A 17,769-nucleotide genomic window follows, 5' to 3' on the forward strand; every position below is an offset into this window, starting at 1 on the left:
CCGGTAACCTCTGGCCGTGGCTCTGTACCGGAAGTACCGACCGGCAACATTCGCTGAGGTGGTGGGGCAGGAGCACGTCACCGAACCGCTGTGCACCGCGCTCGACACCGGCCGCATCAGCCATGCCTACCTGTTCTCCGGCCCGCGCGGCTGCGGCAAGACCTCGTCGGCGCGCATTCTGGCGCGCTCGCTGAACTGCGTGGACGGGCCGACCTCGACGCCGTGCGGAGTCTGCTCCTCCTGCGTGGCGCTCGGCCCCGGCGGGCCGGGCAACCTGGACGTGATCGAACTCGACGCCGCGAGCCACGGCGGCGTCGACGACACCCGCGAGCTGCGCGACCGCGCCTTCTACGCGCCAGCGGAGTCCAGGTACCGGGTGTTCATCGTCGACGAGGCGCACATGGTGACGACGGCGGGCTTCAATGCCCTGCTCAAGATCGTCGAGGAGCCGCCCGCGCACCTGATCTTCGTCTTCGCCACCACCGAGCCGGAGAAGGTGCTGCCTACCATCCGCTCGCGCACCCACCACTACCCGTTCCGGCTGCTTCCGCCCGCCACCATGCGCGGGCTGCTCGGGAAGATCTGCGAGCAGGAGGCGGTGCCGGTCGAGGACGCGGTGTACCCGCTGGTCATCAGGGCAGGCGGCGGTTCGCCGCGAGACAGCCTGAGCGTGCTCGACCAGCTGCTGGCCGGGGCTGGGCCCGCGGGCGTCACCTACCCGAGGGCGGTGGCGCTGCTCGGCGTCACCGACGTCGCGCTGATCGACGGGGCGATCGACGCGCTCGCGGTCTCCGACGGCGCCGCGCTCTTCGGGGTGGTCGAGCAGGTCATGGAGGCGGGACACGACCCGCGCCGCTTCGCCGTCGACCTGCTGGAGCGGCTGCGCGACCTGATCCTGGTCCGGGCGGTGCCGGACGCCACCGAGCGCGGGCTGGTCGCCGGCCCCGACGACGTGCTGGAGCGGCTGCGCGAGCAGGCGGGGCGGATCGGCCCCGCGACCCTCGCCCGGTACGCCGAACTGCTGCACGAGGGGCTCGGTGAGATGCGCGGCGCCACCGCGCCCCGGCTGCTGCTCGAGGTGGTCTGCGCGCGCATGCTGCTGCCCGCCGCCTCCGACTCCGACGCGGCGACGCTGCAGCGGTTGGAGCGGTTGGAGAAGGCCGTGGCGGGCGGGGTCTTCGCGCCGCCGAGCGGTGCGGGCGCGACCGTCGCGGTGCCGCCGGATCCGGCGCCCGTCGTCGGCGCCGACCAGCCGCCGCGGCGGCGCGGGGCCGAGGCGTTGGCTGCGCTCCGGCGGGAGCGCGGGGGTGAACCGGACGGGTCGTCCGAGGACGGTGCCGCGAGCGCGTCCGACGCTCCGGCGGCGAGTGATGCCGCTCAGCAGGCCGAAGAGGTGCCCGAGCTCGGCCCGGAGGATGTGCCGGGAAGTGGATCGGACACCGGCCGGGCCGAGTCGGCCGCTCCCGCTCCGCGCGAAGAACGGCCGGCTGCGACCGACGGCATCGGTGCGGCCCCGACCGGCGCGGGTGCCGCTGTCGCGCCTACGGGTGAACAGGGGGCCCTCGGCGCGGATACTGCGGCCGGGCCGGCAGACGACGACGAGCAGGAGGTACGCGAGTCGTCCGCCGTGGAGACAACCGGGCCGACGGCGGACGTCGGTGAGCGATCGTCGGAGGCCGCCGCCGGGGACGTGACCGTGGCCGAGCCGCAGGAAACGGCTGCTGAGGCACCTGCGCCGAGTACGGCAGACCCCGCTCCCGCGGCCGTCGAAGCTCCGGCGGACGAATCGACGGCGCAACCGGACGAGTCCGGCTCGGCGCCGGGCGGCGCCGGGGACTCGGATGCCGAGATCCAGCGCGTGGTGACCGAATCCTGGCCGGAGATCCGCAGCCGGGTCCGGGAATTCGGCCCGACCCTGCAGGCACTGCTCTCCGGCGCGTCGGTGCTGCGGGTGGAGCGCGGCGTCGTGGTGTTCGCGCACCAGAGCCCGCCACTGGCGCAGCGCCTCGCCGACCCGCGCAACGTGGAGGCGGTGCGCTCCGCCATCCGCGCGGTGCTGAACCGCGAACTGGACCTGCGCTGGGAGGCGGGCGGCGCCGCGCCGCGGCGGCAGCAGGCCCCCGCCAGGCAGCAGGGCCGCGGCGCCGAGCGCAAGCCGGAGAAGAGCGCAGCCCGCTATTCCCGCCCCAGCCAGAACAAGGAGGGGAACCGCGCGCGCCCCGAGCCGGGCGCGGAGGAACCCGAAGGGGAACCCACCTGGGGCCCGACGACCCGCCCCGAGCCACCCGCCCCACCGGCCCCGCCGAGCGGCCGCACCATCTCACTCCCCGCTGGCCGCGGCGCCGCCGCGCCACCGAGCCGCACCCCGTACGACGACGTCCCGCCCCCGGACTACCCCGACCTCCCCGACGACCCGGGCCCGGACGGCGCCTACCCGCCCGACCCCACCGCGACCAGCGGAAACGGCTCGGGCTACGGCGCAGGCGCCGCCATCCCGCCCACCACGGCGGAGGAGGAGCGGGAGATGCTGGAGGCCGCCGCGGAACCGGTGGCGCCCGGCGATCGGCGCGACCCGGACGAGCTGGCGCTCGAGCTGCTCCGCAGTGAGCTGGGTGCCACACGGCTGGATGGTTGACAACCCTTGCCCTCAACACGTTAAGTTAACCGGAGTTCGCACACGCGGTAGTATGGTCGGGTGGCCGAGCTCGGTCGGGGCGCGCAAACGCGCCGACCGCTGCATGACCGGTTTTGTACAGCGTCAGGACGGTCGGTCCCAGGGCCGGTCGGCGAGGTAACCCCCCGCGTCCGCACCGCTCGCGGTACGGGCACGAAGCGTCTGGACGGACGAGAGTCCGCACCGCCGCACCCCTAGGAAGGAACACCCCGATATGACCACTGAGGCCTACATTTACGAGGCCATCCGCACCCCGCGCGGCCGTAACAAGAAAGGCACGCTGACCTCGGTCAAGCCGGTCGACCTGACCGTTGGTCTGGTCCAGGAGCTGCGCAACCGCTTCCCCAACCTCGACGAGGACCGGATCTCGGACCTCATCCTCGGTGTCGTCTCCCCGGTGGGTGACCAGGGCGGCGATATCGCCCGCACCGTGGTGCTCAGCGCCAAGCTGCCCGACACCGTCGGCGGCGTGCAGATCAACCGCTTCTGTGCCTCCGGCCTGGAGGCCGTCAACATGGCGGCGCAGAAGGTGCGCTCCGGCTTCGACGACCTGGTGCTGGCCGGCGGCGTCGAGTCGATGTCCCGCGTGCCGATGGGCTCGGACGGCGGCGCCTGGGCGCTCGACCCGGCCACCAACTACGACAACTACTTCGTCCCGCAGGGCGTCTCCGCCGATCTGATCGCCAGCATCGAGGGCTTCAGCCGCGATGACGTCGACGCCTACGCGGTGCGCTCGCAGGACCTGGCCGCCAAGGCCACCACCGGCGGCTACTTCGCCAAGTCCATCGTGCCGGTGAAGGACATCAACGGCCTGATCGTGCTCGACCGGGACGAGCACATGCGCCCCGGCACCACCGTCGAGGACCTGGCCAAGCTGAACCCCTCCTTCTCGGTGGTCGGCGAGATGGGCGGCTTCGACGCGGTGGCGCTGCAGAAGTACCACTTCGTGGAGAAGATCAACCACGTGCACCACGGCGGCAACAGCTCGGGCATCGTCGACGGCTCCGCCCTGGTCCTGGTCGGCAGCGAGGAGGCGGGCAAGGCCTCCGGGCTGACCCCCCGCGCGCGCGTCGTCGCCACCGCCACCTCCGGCGCGGACGGCACCATCATGCTGACCGGCCCCACCCCGGCCGCGCACAAGGTGCTGGCCAAGGCCGGGCTGACGCTGGACGACATCGACCTGGTCGAGATCAACGAGGCGTTCGCCTCCGTGGTGCTCAAGTTCCAGAAGGACCTGAACATCCCGGACGAGAAGCTGAACGTCAACGGCGGCGCCATCGCGATGGGCCACCCGCTCGGCGCCACCGGCGCCATGATCACCGGCACCATGGTCGACGAGCTGGAGCGCCGCAACGCGCGCTACGCGCTGGTCACCCTGTGCATCGGCGGCGGCATGGGCGTCGCGACCATCATCGAGCGGGTCTGACCCCAACCGGCAGCCGGAAATTAGGAGACACAGAGCTGTGAGCGAAGCCAACATGATCGGTTGGGAAAAGGATTCGGACGGCATCGTCGTACTGACGATGGACGACCCGAACCAGGGCGCCAACACGATGAACGAGCTGTACAAGAAGTCGATGACGGCCACCGTCGATCGGCTGGTCGCGGAGAAGGACGACATCACCGGTGTCGTGCTGACCTCGGCGAAGAAGACGTTCTTCGCCGGCGGCGACCTGAAGAACATGATGCATGTCGGCCCGGACGACGCGCAGGCGCTCTTCGACGAGCTGGCCGAGATCAAGGGCGCCCTGCGCAAGCTGGAGACCCTGGGCAAGCCGGTCGTCGCGGCCGTCAACGGCGCCGCGCTCGGCGGTGGCCTGGAGATCGCGCTGGCCACCCACCACCGGATCGCGGCCGACGTGCCCGGCTCGCAGATCGGGCTGCCCGAGGCGACGCTCGGCCTGCTGCCCGCGGGCGGCGGCATCATCCGCACCGTGCGCAAGCTCGGCCTGCAGGTCGCGCTGCTGCAGGTGCTGCTGGAGGGCCAGCGCAACAAGCCGGCCAAGGCCAAGGAGATCGGCCTGGTCGACGAGCTGGTCGGCTCGGTCGACGAGCTGATCCCGGCCGCAAAGGCGTGGATCAAGGCCAACCCGGACGGCGGCGTGCAGCCCTGGGACGTCAAGGGCTACAAGATCCCCGGCGGCACCCCGGCCTCGCCCGCCTTCGCGGCCAACCTGCCCGCCTTCCCGGCGAACCTGCGCAAGCAGCTCAAGGGCGCCAACATGCCCGCCCCGCGCGCCATCCTCTCGGCCGCGGTCGAGGGCTCGCAGGTCGGCTTCGACGACGCCTCGCTGATCGAGTCGCGCTACTTCGTGCACCTGCTCACCGGGCCGGTCGCGAAGAACATGATCCAGGCGTTCTTCTTCGACCTGCAGACCATCAACAACGGTGGCTCGCGGCCGAAGGACGTGCCGAAGCGCGAGATCAAGAAGGTCGGCGTGCTCGGCGCTGGCATGATGGGCGCGGGCATCGCGTACGTCTCCGCCAAGGCCGGGTTCGAGGTCGTGCTCAAGGACGTCACCATCGAGGCGGCCGAGCGCGGCAAGAACTACTCCGAGAAGATCGAGGCCAAGGCGCTCTCCCGGGGCCGCACCACCGAGGAGAAGTCCAAGGCGCTGCTCGGGCGGATCACGCCGACCGCCGATCCGGCCGATTTCGCCGGCGTCGATTTCGTGATCGAGGCGGTCTTCGAGAACACCGAGCTGAAGCACAAGGTGTTCCAGGAGATCGAGGACATCGTCGCGCCGGACGCGCTGCTCGGCTCGAACACCTCCACGCTGCCGATCACCGGCCTCGCGGCCGGGGTGAAGCGCCAGGACGACTTCGTCGGCATCCACTTCTTCTCGCCGGTCGACAAGATGCCGCTCGTCGAGATCATCCGCGGCGAGAAGACCTCGGACGAGGCGCTGGCCAGGGTGTTCGACTACACCCTCGCCATCAAGAAGACCCCGATCGTCGTCAACGACAGCCGCGGCTTCTTCACCTCGCGGGTGATCGGCACCTTCGTCAACGAGGCGATTGCCATGCTCACCGAGGGCATCGAGCCCGCCACCATCGAGCAGGCCGGTCTGCACGCGGGCTACCCGGCCGCGCCGCTGCAGCTCACCGACGAGCTGAACATGAAGCTCATGCAGAAGATCGCCAAGGAGACCACCGAGGCGGCCGAGCGCGGCGACATCACCATGGGCACCGAGCGGCACCCCGCGCTCGATGTCGTCGACTTCATGGTCGAGCAGGGCCGCCCGGGCAGGCTGGAGAAGGCCGGCTTCTTCGAGTACGACGAGGACGGCAAGCGCCTGCACATCTGGCAGGGCATCCGGGATCACTTCAAGACCAGCACCGACCTGCAGGTCCCGTTCCAGGACCTGGTCGACCGGATGCTGTTCGCCGAGGCCATCGAGACCCAGAAGTGCTTCGACGAAGGGGTGCTCACCTCGACCGCCGACGCCAATATCGGCTCGATCTTCGGTATCGGCTTCCCGGCCTGGACCGGTGGCGTGCACCAGTTCATCGTCGGCTACCCGGGTGGGCAGGAGGCCTTCGTGGCCCGTGCCGACTACCTGGCCGAGCACTACGGCCAGCGCTTCGAGGTTCCGGCCTCGCTGCGCAAGTAGCAGGCAAGCCCGACGGGCCCGTCACCGCGCCGCGGTGGCGGGCCCGTCGCTTTTCCCACTGCACGGATCCGGGGGCCGCGCACCGCGTTTCGCTGTGGTGAACGGCACGGTGTTCGGTAACCGTACGGTTTGTGGTGCTCTTCACTCCTACTCGCGAGTTCGGCTAGTTTTATCGCGTGCTAGTTGGGCGGACGGGTCGGGCCGTTGCAGGTGTATTGGCAGGTGCGGCACTGGTGCTGCCGGGGGGAACGCCGATGGCGGGGGCCGCGCCGCCCCCGGTCCGGCTCCTCGGTGAACAGGTGCTTCCCTTCGGACTGGAGTTCGACGGGACGGCGGTGGGCGGGCTCTCCGGGATCGATTTCGCCGCGCGCACCGGCGAATACGTCCTGATCAGCGACGATCGCTCGGAACGCGACCCGGCCCGGTTCTATACCGCGCGGTTCGCCGTGGACGACAAGGGCATCGGCCCGATCACGCTCACCGGGACGCACCCGCTCCAGGCCCCCGAGGGGGGTGAATACAGCGCGCTCTCGGTGGATCCCGAGGAGATCCGGGTGGATCCGCGCACCGGTGACTTCGTCTGGACCCAGGAGGGCGAGCGGTTCGAAGACCTGCTCATCGACCCGGCGACCCGGATCGCGCACCCGGACGGCGGCTACGCGGGCGAGCTCCCGATCGCGGGCAACACCGCCATGCGCGTGAACGCGGGCCCGCGCCGCAATGCCGGCCTCGAGGGCGCCACCTTCGCCGCCGACGGCATGCTCTTCGTGACCGCGCTGGAGGGGCCGCTGCTGCAGGACGGCCCCGAGCCGAGCGCCGCCGCGGGCGCGTCGGTCCGGCTCACCGTGCAGGCGCGCTCGGGGCCGGTGCTCGCGCAGTACGCCTACCCGGTGGAGCCGATCTTCGCGCCGGGCGACGGCAACAACGGCGTCGCGAGCATCCTCGCCGAGAATCCGCTCGACCCCACCAAGCTGCTGGTGCTGGAGCGGAGCTACGTGGCCGGGCAGGGCAACCGGATCCGGATCTTTCGCGCCGACATCGCGGGCGCGGGCACCGTGCTGGACAAGCCGATCGGCGGCGCCAAGCCGGTCGGCAAGCAACTGGTGGCCGATCTCACCCAGCTCGGCCTCGGCCACGTGGACAATATCGAGGGGATGACCTGGGGGCCGCGGCTCGCCACCGGTGAGCGCACGCTGATCCTGGTGAGCGACAACAACTTCGACGACAAGCAGAAGACGCAGGTGATCGCGCTGGCGCTGCGCTGATCGGAATCTCCGATCGGCCGTGCGCCGCCGCGCCGGGCGGAAGCGCACCGTACCGGCATTCGGCGCGCTACTTTGGAAGGTGTGCGCCACGCCGTCGAGTGAGGTCGAGGTGGTCCGGTGAACCTACCCTCGCCGGAACGGGCGGCCCCCGACCGGGGACCGGCCGGATCCGAGACCAGCAGGCACCTGCCCGACGCGGGCCCGGCCGACGAGCTGGACGAGATCGTCGCCGAGCTGGCCGGGATGGGGCTCGCCGAGGCGGCGACCATCGGCCGCGGCGGCTTCGGCGTCGTCTTCCGCTGCGTGCAGGCAACGCTCGGCCGGGTGGTCGCGGTGAAGGTGCTCTCCTCGGATCTGGACGCCGAGAGCCGGGCCCGCTTCCTGCGCGAGGAGCAGGCCATGGGCAGGCTCTCCGGGCACCCCAACATTCTGGACATCCTGCAGGTCGACGTCACGCCGAGCGGGCTGCCGATCATCGTCATGCCGTTCTGCGTGCGCGGCTCGCTGGACGACACGCTGCGCGAGCAGGGGCCGCTCGGCTGGGCCGACACGCTGCGCGCCGGGGTCCGGCTGTCCGGCGCGATCGAGAGCGCGCACCGCGCCGGAATCCTGCACCGGGACGTGAAACCGGCGAACGTGCTGCTCAGCGCCTACGGCGAACCGCAGCTCACGGATTTCGGCATCGCCCGCATCCCGGGCGGATTCCGGACGTCGGGCAATCTCATCACCGGTTCGCCCGCCTACACCGCACCGGAAGTGCTCGGCGGCCAGGAGCCGAGCGTGCGCTCCGACATCTACGGCCTCGGCGCCACGCTCTTCGCGGTGCTCACCGGGCACGCCGCCTTCGAACGGCAGGCGGGGGAGAAGGTGGTGGCCCAGTTCCTGCGGATCACCACGCAGCCCGTGCCCGACCTGCGCCAGCACGCCATCCCCGACGATGTCGCCGGTGTGATCGAGCGGGCCATGGCCCCCGACCCCGACGAGCGCCCACCCAGCGCCTACGCCTTCGGTGAGCTACTGCGCGCGGTGCAGCGGGCGCACGGCAGGCCGCCGGACGAGATGGCGCTGCCGCTGGTCGTCGACGCCGGGTTCGGCGGGGCGGACGGCGGGGTCGGCACCGCCGGTGCGGACTCCGGCCCCGAGCCGACCCGGCGCGGCGCCCCCGGGTGGGACGGGAAGGAGCGCAGCACCGTCCCGCCCACCCCGGCCACCAAGTTCCGGCCGCCGACCCCGCTGCGCGCGCCGGTGCGCCGCGGCGCGCTGCTGCACATCCTGCGCTCGGGCGGGCTGCGCAGGCTGGCGCTGATCCACGCCCCCGCCGGGTACGGCAAGAGCACGCTGGCCGCGCAGTGGCGGGCGGAGCTGCAGGAGCGCGGGATCGCCGCCGCCTGGATCGGGATCGACGCCGACGACGACGCCGCGAGCTGGTTCCTCGCGCACATGGTCGAGGCGATCCGGCGGGTGCGCCCCGATATCGGGCTCGGCCTCGGGCAGGTGCTGGAGGAGCGGCCGGCGGACGGCATCGGCTACGTCGTCGCCACCCTGATCGATGAGCTGCACTCCTCGGACGAGCCGGTGGTCGTGCTGATCGACGACTGGCACCGGATCACCGACGAGGGCGCCCGCGGCGTGCTGGACACCCTGCTCGGCAACGGCTGCCACCACCTGCGCTTCGTCATCGCGACCAGGGATCTCGGCGCGCTGCCGCTGAGCAGGCTCCGGGTCGACGACGAACTGGTCGAGATCGACGCCGCGCGGCTGCGCTTCGGCCCCGACGAGACCGGCGCGGTGCTCGCGCACGGCGAGCCGCCGACCCTGAGCGATACCCAGGTGGAGGCGATCGCCGCGGCCACCGACGGCTGGCCGGCCGCGGTCGCGCTGGCCGCGCTCTCGCTGCGCAACGGCGCCGATCCGGAGCGGCTGGTGCAGAGCCCCGGTGAACACGGCATCGGCGAGTACCTCACCGAGAACGTGCTCGACGCCCTCGAGCCGCGGCTACTCGACTTCCTGATGGACGTCTCGGTGACCGAGCGGGTCAGCGGCGCGCTGGCCACCGCGCTCACCGGCGACCAGGAGGCCGAGCTGCTGCTCGCCGACGCCGAGTCCAGGGAGCTCTTCGTCACCCGCAGCAACCGGGACCCGAGCTGGTTCCGGATCCAGCCGCTCTTCGCCGAGTACCTGCGCGCCCGGCTGGACCGGGTGCGGCCCGGCCGCTCCCGCGCGCTGCACCGCAAGGCATCCCGCTGGTTCGCCGAGCATCAGCAGCTGCGCAAGTCGGTGGACCACGCGCTCGCCGCGGCCGACCTCACCATGGCGCTGGACCTGCTCGAGGGCGGCGGCATGGACCTGATCGACGGGTCAAGGCTGGCGACGCTGCTCGGCACCGTCTCCAAGCTGCCGATGCAGCAGGTGGCGTCGCGCTCCAAGCTGCTCATGGCGGTGGCGCGGGCCAATGTGAACCTGCAGCAGTCCGGCGCGGCGCGGAGCACGCTCGGGAAGCTCTCGAACCTGCTGGCGCGCGGGTCGTCGGACGATGCCGAGGTGGTCGCCCAGCGCTGCGAGGCCGCGGTGCTGGCCGCCGCGGACGACGTCGCGCGGGACCGCACCGACGGCGTGCTCGACCGGGTGGCCGACTGCCTGGACCGGGCCGCCGAGCTGCCCGCCTGGACCGTCTCCACCGCCGCCAACCTGGCGAGTTTCGTGCACTGGGCGGAGTTCGACTTCGCCGAGGCGGCGCGGGTGCAGCACCTGGCCGCCGAGTACCACGCCGGGTCGAAGGATCCGCTCGGCGCGGTCTTCGGGCTGTGCGGGGAGGGGGCGACCGCCTACGAGCTGCTCGATGTGGGCGTCGCGGACGACCGGTACCGGCGGGCCTACGAACTGGCGCTGAACCGGTCGGGGCCGCGCTCGCACGCGGCCAGGCTGGCGGCGGCGATGCTCGGCGAGCTGCGGTACCGGCAGGGGGATCTGGAAGCCGCGGCCGAGCTGCTCGACGAGAGCCATCGGCTGGCCACCCGGATCGGGCCGGTGGAGTTCCTGATCCCCGCCTACGTGATCGGGGCGCGGGTGAAGGCGTTGCGCGGCGATCCGGGCGCCGCGATCGCCCGGCTGGACGAGGGGGCCCGGCTGGCCGAGGTCAACGACCTGGCTCGGCTCGCCGCGCACGTGCAGGCCGAGCGGTTGCGACTCGGGTTCGCGGCGCCGGAGCCGAGGGAGCCGGACGGGGCGACCTACGGGGCCGGGCGGCGGCGCGGGGCGGCGGCGTTGATCGCCGAGGCGGAGGAGGTCGCGGCGGTGCGCACGCTGTTGGCGCAGCATGCTGCCGGGGTCGAGGGTGAGCCGGCGGATCGGGCGGTGCGGCGGGCGCGGGCGTTGCGCAGCCGGACCGTGGAGCAGGCGCGGCCGCGGGCCGAGCTCGACACCACGCTGCTGCTTGCGGAGTGCCTCGCTGCCGCGGGGTGGGTCGGGGAGGCGGCGCATCTCGTGCGGCCCGTTGCCGCCACCTGCGCGGAGATCGGGTGGCCGCGGCCGCTGCTCGACACCGGGCCGGGGATCACGGCGATCCTCCGAGTGCTCGGAGCGGAAGAGTAAGAAGTTTTTCCACCCCTACGGGGTGGAGCCCCTTCGGCTGCCGCCGGAGCAAGAAGCCCTCCGGCCGGCCACGGCGGGCCACACTTCCCGGAGGGCCCCGGGGCGTTGTCCCCCCGGGGTGGGCATAAATCCGCCCAGCCCGGAGGGTGCGGGAACTACGGGGTCCACCAGGGGCGGAGGGGGACGTTCCAGAGACCGTCGGGGCCGAGTTTGACCCCGAGCACCTGGTGCAGCTGCACCACATTGCGCTGGAACCCGAGCCGGCTCCCGGCCATGTACAACCCCCAGACCTTGGCGGTCCCCTCCCCGGCCTCGGCGACGCAGGCATCCCAGTTCTCGACCAGGTTGTCGCACCATTCGGCCAGCGTGAGGGCATAGTGCTCGCGCAGATTCTCCTCGTGCAACACCTCGAGCCCGACATTCTGGATGTCGCTGATGATCCGCCCGGAGCCGATCAGCTCACCGTCCGGGAACACGTAGCGGTCGATGAAGTCGCCCGCCTTGGTGGTCCTGGTGTTGTCGTGCCTGGTGATGCAGTGGTTCAGGAAGAGCCCGCCCTCGCGCAGCTTGCCCTGGATGAAGCGGAAGTAGCTCGGGTAGTTGTGAACCCCGATGTGCTCGGTGAGCCCGATCGAGGAGACGGCGTCGAACCCGGACTCCGGGATGTCCCGGTAGTCGCTGTGCCGCACCTCGGCGAGGTCGGAGAGCCCCTCGTCGGCGATCTTCTTCTGCGCCCAGGCGGCCTGCTCGGCGGAGAGCGTCGCCCCGATCACCCGGACTCCCCGCCGGGCGGCGTAGCGCACCATTCCACCCCAGCCGCAGCCGATGTCGAGCAGCCGGTCACCCGCCGTCAGCTTCAGCTTGTCGAAGACCAGCCGGTACTTGTTCTCCTGCGCCTGCTCCAGCGTCCAGTCCGGGTCGCCGTAGGCGGCGCAGGTGTAGGTCATGGACGGGCCGAGCACGTGCTCGTAGAACGCATTGGAGACGTCGTAGTGGTGGTGGATCGCCTCCGCGTCCCTGGTCTTGGAGTGCCGCAGCCCCTCCAGCGCCACCCGGCGCCAGCGCGGCAGCGTCTCCTGCGGCGGCGGCGGGACCGGGCGCAGCCGCTCCCAGCCCAGCGAGCGCGCGATGGTGACCAGGGTCAGCGCCGACGGCCGGTGGAACTTCAGCGACTGGATGGCCCGCAGCACCGGGTACGGGTCGCCCGGGTGCACGCCGTGCACGATCAGGTCGCCCGCGATGTAGGCCCTGGCCAGGCCGAGGTCGCCGAGCGCGTTCACCAGGTAGTTGATGCCGCGCGGATTGCGGATCTCCAGGACGAACTCGGAGTCGTCCGGGCCGGTCGCGCTGCCGTCGAACGCGGTGAATCGAACCGGCACCGGGCCGTCGATCAGCGTTTCGATGATCTCCGCGATCGTCAATTTCGTTCCGAGTTCGGCCAATACGTCGGATCGGTCTCGGAAAGTTGTCATTGTCTCTGCACCGCCTTCGCATACAGGTCCAGCAGCCGCTGGTCCGGGTCGTAGCGTTTTTTCAACTCGGTGTAATGGCTGCCGCCGTAGAGCGCCGCGAATTCATCCTTGTCGTAGAAGGAATCCGAGTACAGCGATTTGTGGCCGTCGAACTCGGTGACGGTGCGCTCGATGGCGCGGTTGGCCGCGCCCTCCGGCTGCCCGGGAACGGTCGGCACCGCCGACCAGAAGCCCACGTTCACGTAGGTGCGCCCCGGCGCCAGCGGGTACAGCGGCCAGGCGCGCCCGTCCGCGGCGGCCTCGGCCTCGCTGTCGCGCAGGCGCAGCGGGCAGAGCCAGATCGGCTCGATCGGGATCTCCCGCAGGAACCACTCGACGAAGTCGGCGGTGCGCTCCACCGGAACCTCGATGTCCTGCACCACCCGCTCCTGCGGCGGGTTGCCCTTCCGCGCGCCGAGCCGGTCGGCGATTCCGTATTTGCGGTCCAGCGCGACCAGCTTCCAGTAGAAGCTGCTGCGGCGGTATTTCTTCGGCCAGAACCGGCGGATGCGCGGGTTCTGCGTGCCGAAGGCGCGGGAGCACCAGAACCAGTCGGTGTCCCAGCGCCAGAGGTAGTCGCCGATGGTGAGCCGGTCGCGCTTCGGGGCGGCGCCGTCGTGCCTGATGGACTGGTAGAAGATAGCCATCCCGGTGTAATCGCTGGTCGGGCCCGGTTCGTCGGTCTGCCTGCCGAGCACCAGGTAGCTCTCGTCGGCGGTGAAGACCACGCCGTCCAGGTAGTCGACCCGCTCGCCGTCGTGCGTCCGGTCCAGCACGATCCTGGTCAGTGCGGCCTCGAGGGCGCGCAGGTCGTGGAAGCGCAGGTGCCGCAGCTCGACGTAGGGGAGCACCGGCTCCAGCTCGATCCGCAGCCGGACGGTGTAGCCGAGCGTGCCGTAGGAGTTCGGGAAGCCGCGGAAGAGGTCGGCGTACTCGCCGTCGGGGCGGACGGTACGGATCTCGCCGGAGCCGGTCAGGACATCCATCTCCAGCACCGACTCGTGCGGCAGCCCGCTGCGGAACGAGCTGGACTCGATGCCGAGCCCGGTCACGGCGCCGCCGAGGGTGATCGTCTTGAGCTGCGGCACCACCAGCGGCGCCAGCCCGTACGGCAGCGTGGCGGCGACCAGATCCTCGTAGGTGGTCATGCCCGCGACGTCGGCGGTGCGTGCTTCCGGGTCGACCGCGATCACCGAGGTGAGGCCGGAGACATCCAGCCCCGGTGCGGAATTGCTCGCCCGCGCCCGGAACAAATTCGAGGTTTTCTTCGCCAAACGGACATTTGCATCGGGCGGAATGGCGCGATAGCTCGCGAGTAGTCGCTCGACGCCTTCCTGATGCGCGGCGAAACCGGATTCGCGTGCGGCCGGGACGTGGCCGGCCTTCCTCATCGGACTCACTGCCACCCCTCGACGCTAGTACGTCGAACCGGCACCGGCCATCAAGTTCACCGTGTCGGCCGAGAAATGTCACGGGAGACGGCGAACAGGGAACAAGCAGGTAACACGGCGGTGTTGTAACCGGCTCGACGGTGGGCGCGCATTCGTGCCGGAACACCGCATCGGGCAGGATCTCAGGCGTCCGGGCGCCTCAGCCCGGACGTTTCGGACAGCAGGGCGCCGGGGCAGGCGTCCGGAGAAGGAGTGCGAAGTGGGACAGGTCAGCGCCAGCAGTTCGATCACGGTGCCCGCGGATCCCCAGCGGGTGCTGGCGGCCGTGGCCGACTACGACACCGTCCGGCCGCGCATCCTCAGCGCGCACTACCGCGACTACAAGGTGCTCGAGGGTGGCAAGGGCACCGGCACCGTCGCCGAGTGGATCCTGCAGGCCACCGAGAAGCGGCAGCGCAGCGTGCACGCGGTGGTGACCGCGACGGATTCCACCGTGACCGAGACGGATTCGAATTCCACCCTGGTCACCACCTGGACCGTGAGCCCCGACGGAACCGGCTCCACGGTCACGCTGCTCACCACGTGGAACGGCGCGGGCGGGGTCAAGGGCATCTTCGAGGGCATCTTCGCCCCGCTCGGCCTGAAGAAGATCCAGGCCGAGGTGCTGGAGAACCTGAAGCAGGAATTGGCCTAGCGGCTGTCGCCGATATCGAACAGGTTCCCCTCGGGATCGCTCAGCGTGGTCCAGCGCGCGCCGTACTCGTCGAAATCGCCGAGCTGCTTCGCGCCGAGGGCCAGTGCCCGCTCGACCTGCGCCCGCCGCTCCGGCGTGTGCAGGTCGAGGTGCACCGAGTTCTTGCCCGGCGTCTTGTCCGGCACCTTGATGAACATGAGCGTCGGGGCGCCGCCAACGGTGGCGAAGTACTCCGACGCCTCCGGATCGACCTTCCGGTCAAGCAGTTCGGCGTAGAAGCCGGCCAGCGCGGCGGCGTTCTCGCTGTCGATGGTGACGTGCGCGAGCTCGAGTGACATGGGTTCCTCCTGAATCAGCGGATGGGCCAGCAGATTTCGGTGCGGTAGCCGGCCGGGTCGTCGCCCCGGTCCGGCCCGGCCAGGTAGATCTCGCGGATCGGCTCCGGCAGCGAGACGTCGTGCGCGGCGACGTGGCTGCCGAGCGCGCCGTAGCTGCGGTCGAAGTCCTCGAAGCCGCCCTCGTGCACGGCGACCGCGAACCGGCCGCCGGGAAGTTCGGCGAGCAGCGGCGCGGGGTGGGTGTCGGCGGCCGCAGGCAGTGGCCCGCCGGTCCCGGGCGGCACCGGGACGTACGCCGTCACCTCGCCCGCGTCCTCCGCGAACCAGGCGGCGGAGTACGTCGCCCCGCCCGGCCCGGCGGGCGCCACCCCCGCGGCCGCCAGCGTCCGGTAGAGCAGGGCGAAGGCGCTGCCGCACCAGGGCCCGATATCGGCGCGGGCAACCCACTCGGTGACGGTGAGCGCGGGGAACGCGGCCGTGCCGCGGTACTCCACCGCGAGCGCGCGCGTTCCCGGCGCGAGCAGCGCGCGCAGCGAGGCGACCACGTCGCGAGTGCGGTTCAGCTCCTCTTCCATCCGGAGCAGGTGCGCGCGCAGCGCGGCGTCCCTCGTCGGCCCGTCGGCCGCCCCGAGCACCGTGCGGATCTCCTCCACCGGCATGTCCAGCGCGCGCAGGCGGCGGATCAGGTGCGCGGACGGCACCTGATCCACCGAGTAGCGGCGGTAGCCCGAGCCCGGGTCGATCGCCGCGGGCTCGAGCAGCGCGATGTCGTGGTAGTACCGCAGCGCCTTCACGCTGAGGTAGGTCAACCGGGAGAACTCCCCGATCGGGACGGTCGCTGTCATGGGTTCAGCGAACACCCTCCCGTGGCGGGAGAGTCAACCGATCACGGCGTGGCGACCACGAAGGTCAGCAGCAGCGTGTTCACCTCGCCGAGCCACCACGAGTAGCCGAACCAGACCCCGGGCGCGACCTCGCGCACCTCGTCGTGCACCTGCGGGGTCGGCGACGGCGTGTAGTCGAGCACCCAGGCCGGGCGGCCGTCGAGCAGCGCGGTGCCGCGGTGGATGTTCGCCGGCCAGGCGGCGATGTCCAGCCCGGTGACCCGGTTGGTGAGGGGGCCGCCGTCCGGACCGGTGGCGAAGGTCTTGCCGATCCAGAAGGCGGGGGCGATGCCCTGGACGTAGCCGGGGCGCACCACCCAGCCGCTGGTGACGCCGCGCGGGGCGGCGCCGGGCGCGGCCTCGTGGAACAGCAGATCCTGCTGGTCCGGCGTGCAACGGAGGCGGAGCGCATCGATGGTCGCCGCTCGATTGCCGGAGTCCAGGACACAGCCGCCGCCGTAGTCGGTGACACCCGAGTCGGCCTGCGCGGGGCCTGCGCAGGCGAACAGCAGCGCCAGCGCCGATGCGGCTATGGTGAGAACGGACTTACGGAGAAGCGGGGACATCGTCGGCTCCAGGGTCGCTACCGGTCATCGATTGGCTGTTCGAGAAAATCGCTGCACTGTAGCCGGTGCAACATTTTCCTCGGGCCCGACCCGAGTTCCATGATAAATCCTCGCAAAACCGGCGATGTACCGGTCCCCGGCGCGGACTAGTCTGGACGCTGACATTCCCGCCCGCTGGAAGGAATTCCCGTGCAACCCGATGGCCAGTTCGACATGCAGCAGCTCCTCGCGCAAGCGCAGCAGATGCAGCAGGCGGTGATGGAGGCCCAGGCCGAGATCGCGGCCTCCGAGGTGCAGGGGCAGGCAGGCGGCGGCCTGGTGCAGGTCACCATCAAGGCCTCCGGCGAGGTGGTCGCGCTGACCATCGATCCGAAGGTCGTCGACCCCGAGGACGTCGACGGGCTGCAGGACCTGGTGATCGGCGCGGTCAACGACGCGATGGCGAACGCGCAGCAGCTCGCGGCCGACCGGCTCGGCCCGCTCTCCGGCGGTCTCGGCGGCGGCCAGCTGCCCGGCTTCTGAGGCCGTAGGTGTACGAGGGCCCGGTCCAGGATCTGATCGACGAGCTGGGGCGGCTGCCCGGCGTCGGTCCGAAGAGCGCGCAGCGCATCGCCTTTCATCTGCTCGGGGTCGAGGCGCCGGAGATCGACCGGCTGCAGGCGGCGCTGCAGAAGGTGCGCGACGGCGTGCGCTTCTGCGCCGAGTGCGGCACCGTCTCCGACGGCGAGCTCTGCCGCATCTGCGTCGACCCGCGCCGCGACCGCACCATGATCTGCGTGGTCGAGGAGCCCAAGGACGTGCAGGCGATCGAGCGCACCCGCGAGTTCCGCGGCCGCTACCACGTGCTCGGCGGCGCGCTCGACCCGCTCAACGGGGTCGGGCCGGACCAGCTCCGCATCCGGCAGCTGCTCGCCCGCATCGGGAACCAGCAGGACGGGGTCGACGTCAGCGAGGTCATCATCGCGACCGACCCGAACACCGAGGGCGAGGCAACGGCCACCTACCTGGTGCGCATGCTGCGCGACTTCCCGGGATTGTCGGTGACCAGGCTGGCCTCCGGGCTGCCCATGGGCGGCGACCTGGAGTTCGCCGACGAACTGACCCTCGGCCGGGCCCTGTCGGGACGCCGCGCGCTGTGATGTTTGGCCCGGCTTCGCCGGGCGGTTCGCCGCCCCGGGAAGTCCCGCTGGTCAGCGCGGCGGTCACGCCCCCGGGGCGGCAGGGGCTGGAGGGCGGGGCCA

Annotated in this window: 13 protein-coding genes; 8 read left to right on the plus strand and 5 right to left on the minus strand. The window is 71.3% G+C overall.

The genetic code is table 11. The features are described from left to right. Positions 1-16 precede the first annotated feature (16 nt). The 5 genes from ACFUJ1_RS29530 to ACFUJ1_RS29550 all read left to right on the plus strand — a co-directional run bounded on the left by ACFUJ1_RS29530 (position 17) and on the right by ACFUJ1_RS29550 (position 11,144). On the plus strand, positions 17-2,635 hold the full coding sequence (locus ACFUJ1_RS29530) for a DNA polymerase III subunit gamma and tau (RefSeq protein WP_378650589.1): 2,619 nt from the start codon (positions 17-19) through the stop codon (positions 2,633-2,635). Between the two features lie 253 nt (positions 2,636-2,888). After that, the gene (locus ACFUJ1_RS29535) at positions 2,889-4,100 is read left to right on the plus strand and encodes an acetyl-CoA C-acetyltransferase (protein WP_233015553.1); all 1,212 of its coding nucleotides are present in this window, start codon (positions 2,889-2,891) and stop codon (positions 4,098-4,100) included. A gap of 37 nt (positions 4,101-4,137) precedes the next feature. Further along, the gene (locus tag ACFUJ1_RS29540) at positions 4,138-6,288 is read left to right on the plus strand and encodes a 3-hydroxyacyl-CoA dehydrogenase NAD-binding domain-containing protein (RefSeq protein ID WP_378650590.1); all 2,151 of its coding nucleotides are present in this window, start codon (positions 4,138-4,140) and stop codon (positions 6,286-6,288) included. 215 nt (positions 6,289-6,503) lie between these two features. Continuing rightward, entirely contained in the window at positions 6,504-7,553 is a 1,050-nt protein-coding gene (locus ACFUJ1_RS29545; protein WP_378650591.1) for an esterase-like activity of phytase family protein, read from the plus strand. Between the two features lie 117 nt (positions 7,554-7,670). Beyond that, positions 7,671-11,144, plus strand: coding sequence for a protein kinase (locus ACFUJ1_RS29550; protein ID WP_378650592.1), 3,474 nt, complete (start codon positions 7,671-7,673; stop codon positions 11,142-11,144). Between the two features lie 155 nt (positions 11,145-11,299). Here ACFUJ1_RS29550 and ACFUJ1_RS29555 read toward each other — a convergent pair whose 3' ends face one another. Both ACFUJ1_RS29555 and ACFUJ1_RS29560 read right to left on the minus strand, forming a co-directional pair. Next, the gene (locus tag ACFUJ1_RS29555) at positions 11,300-12,616 is read right to left on the minus strand and encodes a class I SAM-dependent methyltransferase (RefSeq protein ID WP_378650593.1); all 1,317 of its coding nucleotides are present in this window, start codon (positions 12,614-12,616) and stop codon (positions 11,300-11,302) included. Further along, entirely contained in the window at positions 12,613-14,046 is a 1,434-nt protein-coding gene (locus tag ACFUJ1_RS29560) for an FAD-binding oxidoreductase (protein ID WP_378650605.1), read from the minus strand. Before ACFUJ1_RS29560 ends, ACFUJ1_RS29555 begins: the two co-directional genes overlap by 4 nt. Before the next feature lie 259 nt (positions 14,047-14,305). Here ACFUJ1_RS29560 and ACFUJ1_RS29565 point away from each other — a divergent pair, with 259 nt between their 5' ends. Next, the gene (locus ACFUJ1_RS29565) at positions 14,306-14,740 is read left to right on the plus strand and encodes an SRPBCC family protein (RefSeq protein WP_378650594.1); all 435 of its coding nucleotides are present in this window, start codon (positions 14,306-14,308) and stop codon (positions 14,738-14,740) included. Here the strand turns inward: ACFUJ1_RS29565 and ACFUJ1_RS29570 are convergent. Genes ACFUJ1_RS29570 through ACFUJ1_RS29580 form a run of 3 tightly spaced genes read right to left on the minus strand, consistent with a single transcriptional unit; the run spans position 14,737 to position 16,528 of the window. Further along, on the minus strand, positions 14,737-15,078 hold the full coding sequence (locus ACFUJ1_RS29570) for a VOC family protein (RefSeq protein ID WP_378650595.1): 342 nt from the start codon (positions 15,076-15,078) through the stop codon (positions 14,737-14,739). The two genes, ACFUJ1_RS29565 and ACFUJ1_RS29570, sit on opposite strands and share 4 nt — an antisense overlap. Positions 15,079-15,092: 14 nt before the next feature. Continuing rightward, complete coding sequence (locus ACFUJ1_RS29575) at positions 15,093-15,923, minus strand: MerR family transcriptional regulator (RefSeq protein ID WP_378650596.1); 831 nt, start codon at positions 15,921-15,923, stop codon at positions 15,093-15,095. Positions 15,924-15,964: 41 nt separating this feature from the next. Then, positions 15,965-16,528 carry a hypothetical protein gene (locus ACFUJ1_RS29580; protein WP_378650597.1) on the minus strand — a complete coding sequence of 188 codons (564 nt, stop codon included), beginning with the start codon at positions 16,526-16,528 and terminating at the stop codon, positions 15,965-15,967. A 189-nt stretch (positions 16,529-16,717) separates the two neighbouring features. On the opposite strand from ACFUJ1_RS29580, the gene ACFUJ1_RS29585 reads away from it, so the two are divergent. Together ACFUJ1_RS29585 and recR are read left to right on the plus strand one after the other, a co-directional pair. After that, positions 16,718-17,050, plus strand: a complete 333-nt coding sequence (locus ACFUJ1_RS29585) for a YbaB/EbfC family nucleoid-associated protein (RefSeq protein ID WP_233015561.1) — start codon at positions 16,718-16,720, stop codon at positions 17,048-17,050. Positions 17,051-17,058: 8 nt separating this feature from the next. After that, positions 17,059-17,667 (plus strand): recombination mediator RecR, encoded by a 609-nt coding sequence (gene recR, locus ACFUJ1_RS29590; protein ID WP_233015562.1) that lies wholly within the window; start codon positions 17,059-17,061, stop codon positions 17,665-17,667. Positions 17,668-17,769: the final 102 nt, after the last annotated feature.

Origin of the sequence: Nocardia sp. NPDC057227, assembly GCF_042669725.1 — a bacterium.
Lineage (GTDB): Bacteria > Actinomycetota > Actinomycetes > Mycobacteriales > Mycobacteriaceae > Nocardia > Nocardia asteroides_A.

Excerpts from the sequence above, each read along its gene's own strand:
- ACFUJ1_RS29535 (WP_233015553.1), top strand. The coding sequence starts at position 2,889 with ATGACCACTGAGGCCTACATTTACGAGGCCATCCGCACCCCGCGCGGC.
- ACFUJ1_RS29555 (WP_378650593.1), bottom strand. The coding sequence starts at position 12,616 with ATGACAACTTTCCGAGACCGATCCGACGTATTGGCCGAACTCGGAACG.
- ACFUJ1_RS29560 (WP_378650605.1), bottom strand. The coding sequence starts at position 14,046 with ATGAGGAAGGCCGGCCACGTCCCGGCCGCACGCGAATCCGGTTTCGCC.
- ACFUJ1_RS29570 (WP_378650595.1), bottom strand. The coding sequence starts at position 15,078 with ATGTCACTCGAGCTCGCGCACGTCACCATCGACAGCGAGAACGCCGCC.
- ACFUJ1_RS29575 (WP_378650596.1), bottom strand. The coding sequence starts at position 15,923 with ATGACAGCGACCGTCCCGATCGGGGAGTTCTCCCGGTTGACCTACCTC.
- ACFUJ1_RS29580 (WP_378650597.1), bottom strand. The coding sequence starts at position 16,528 with ATGTCCCCGCTTCTCCGTAAGTCCGTTCTCACCATAGCCGCATCGGCG.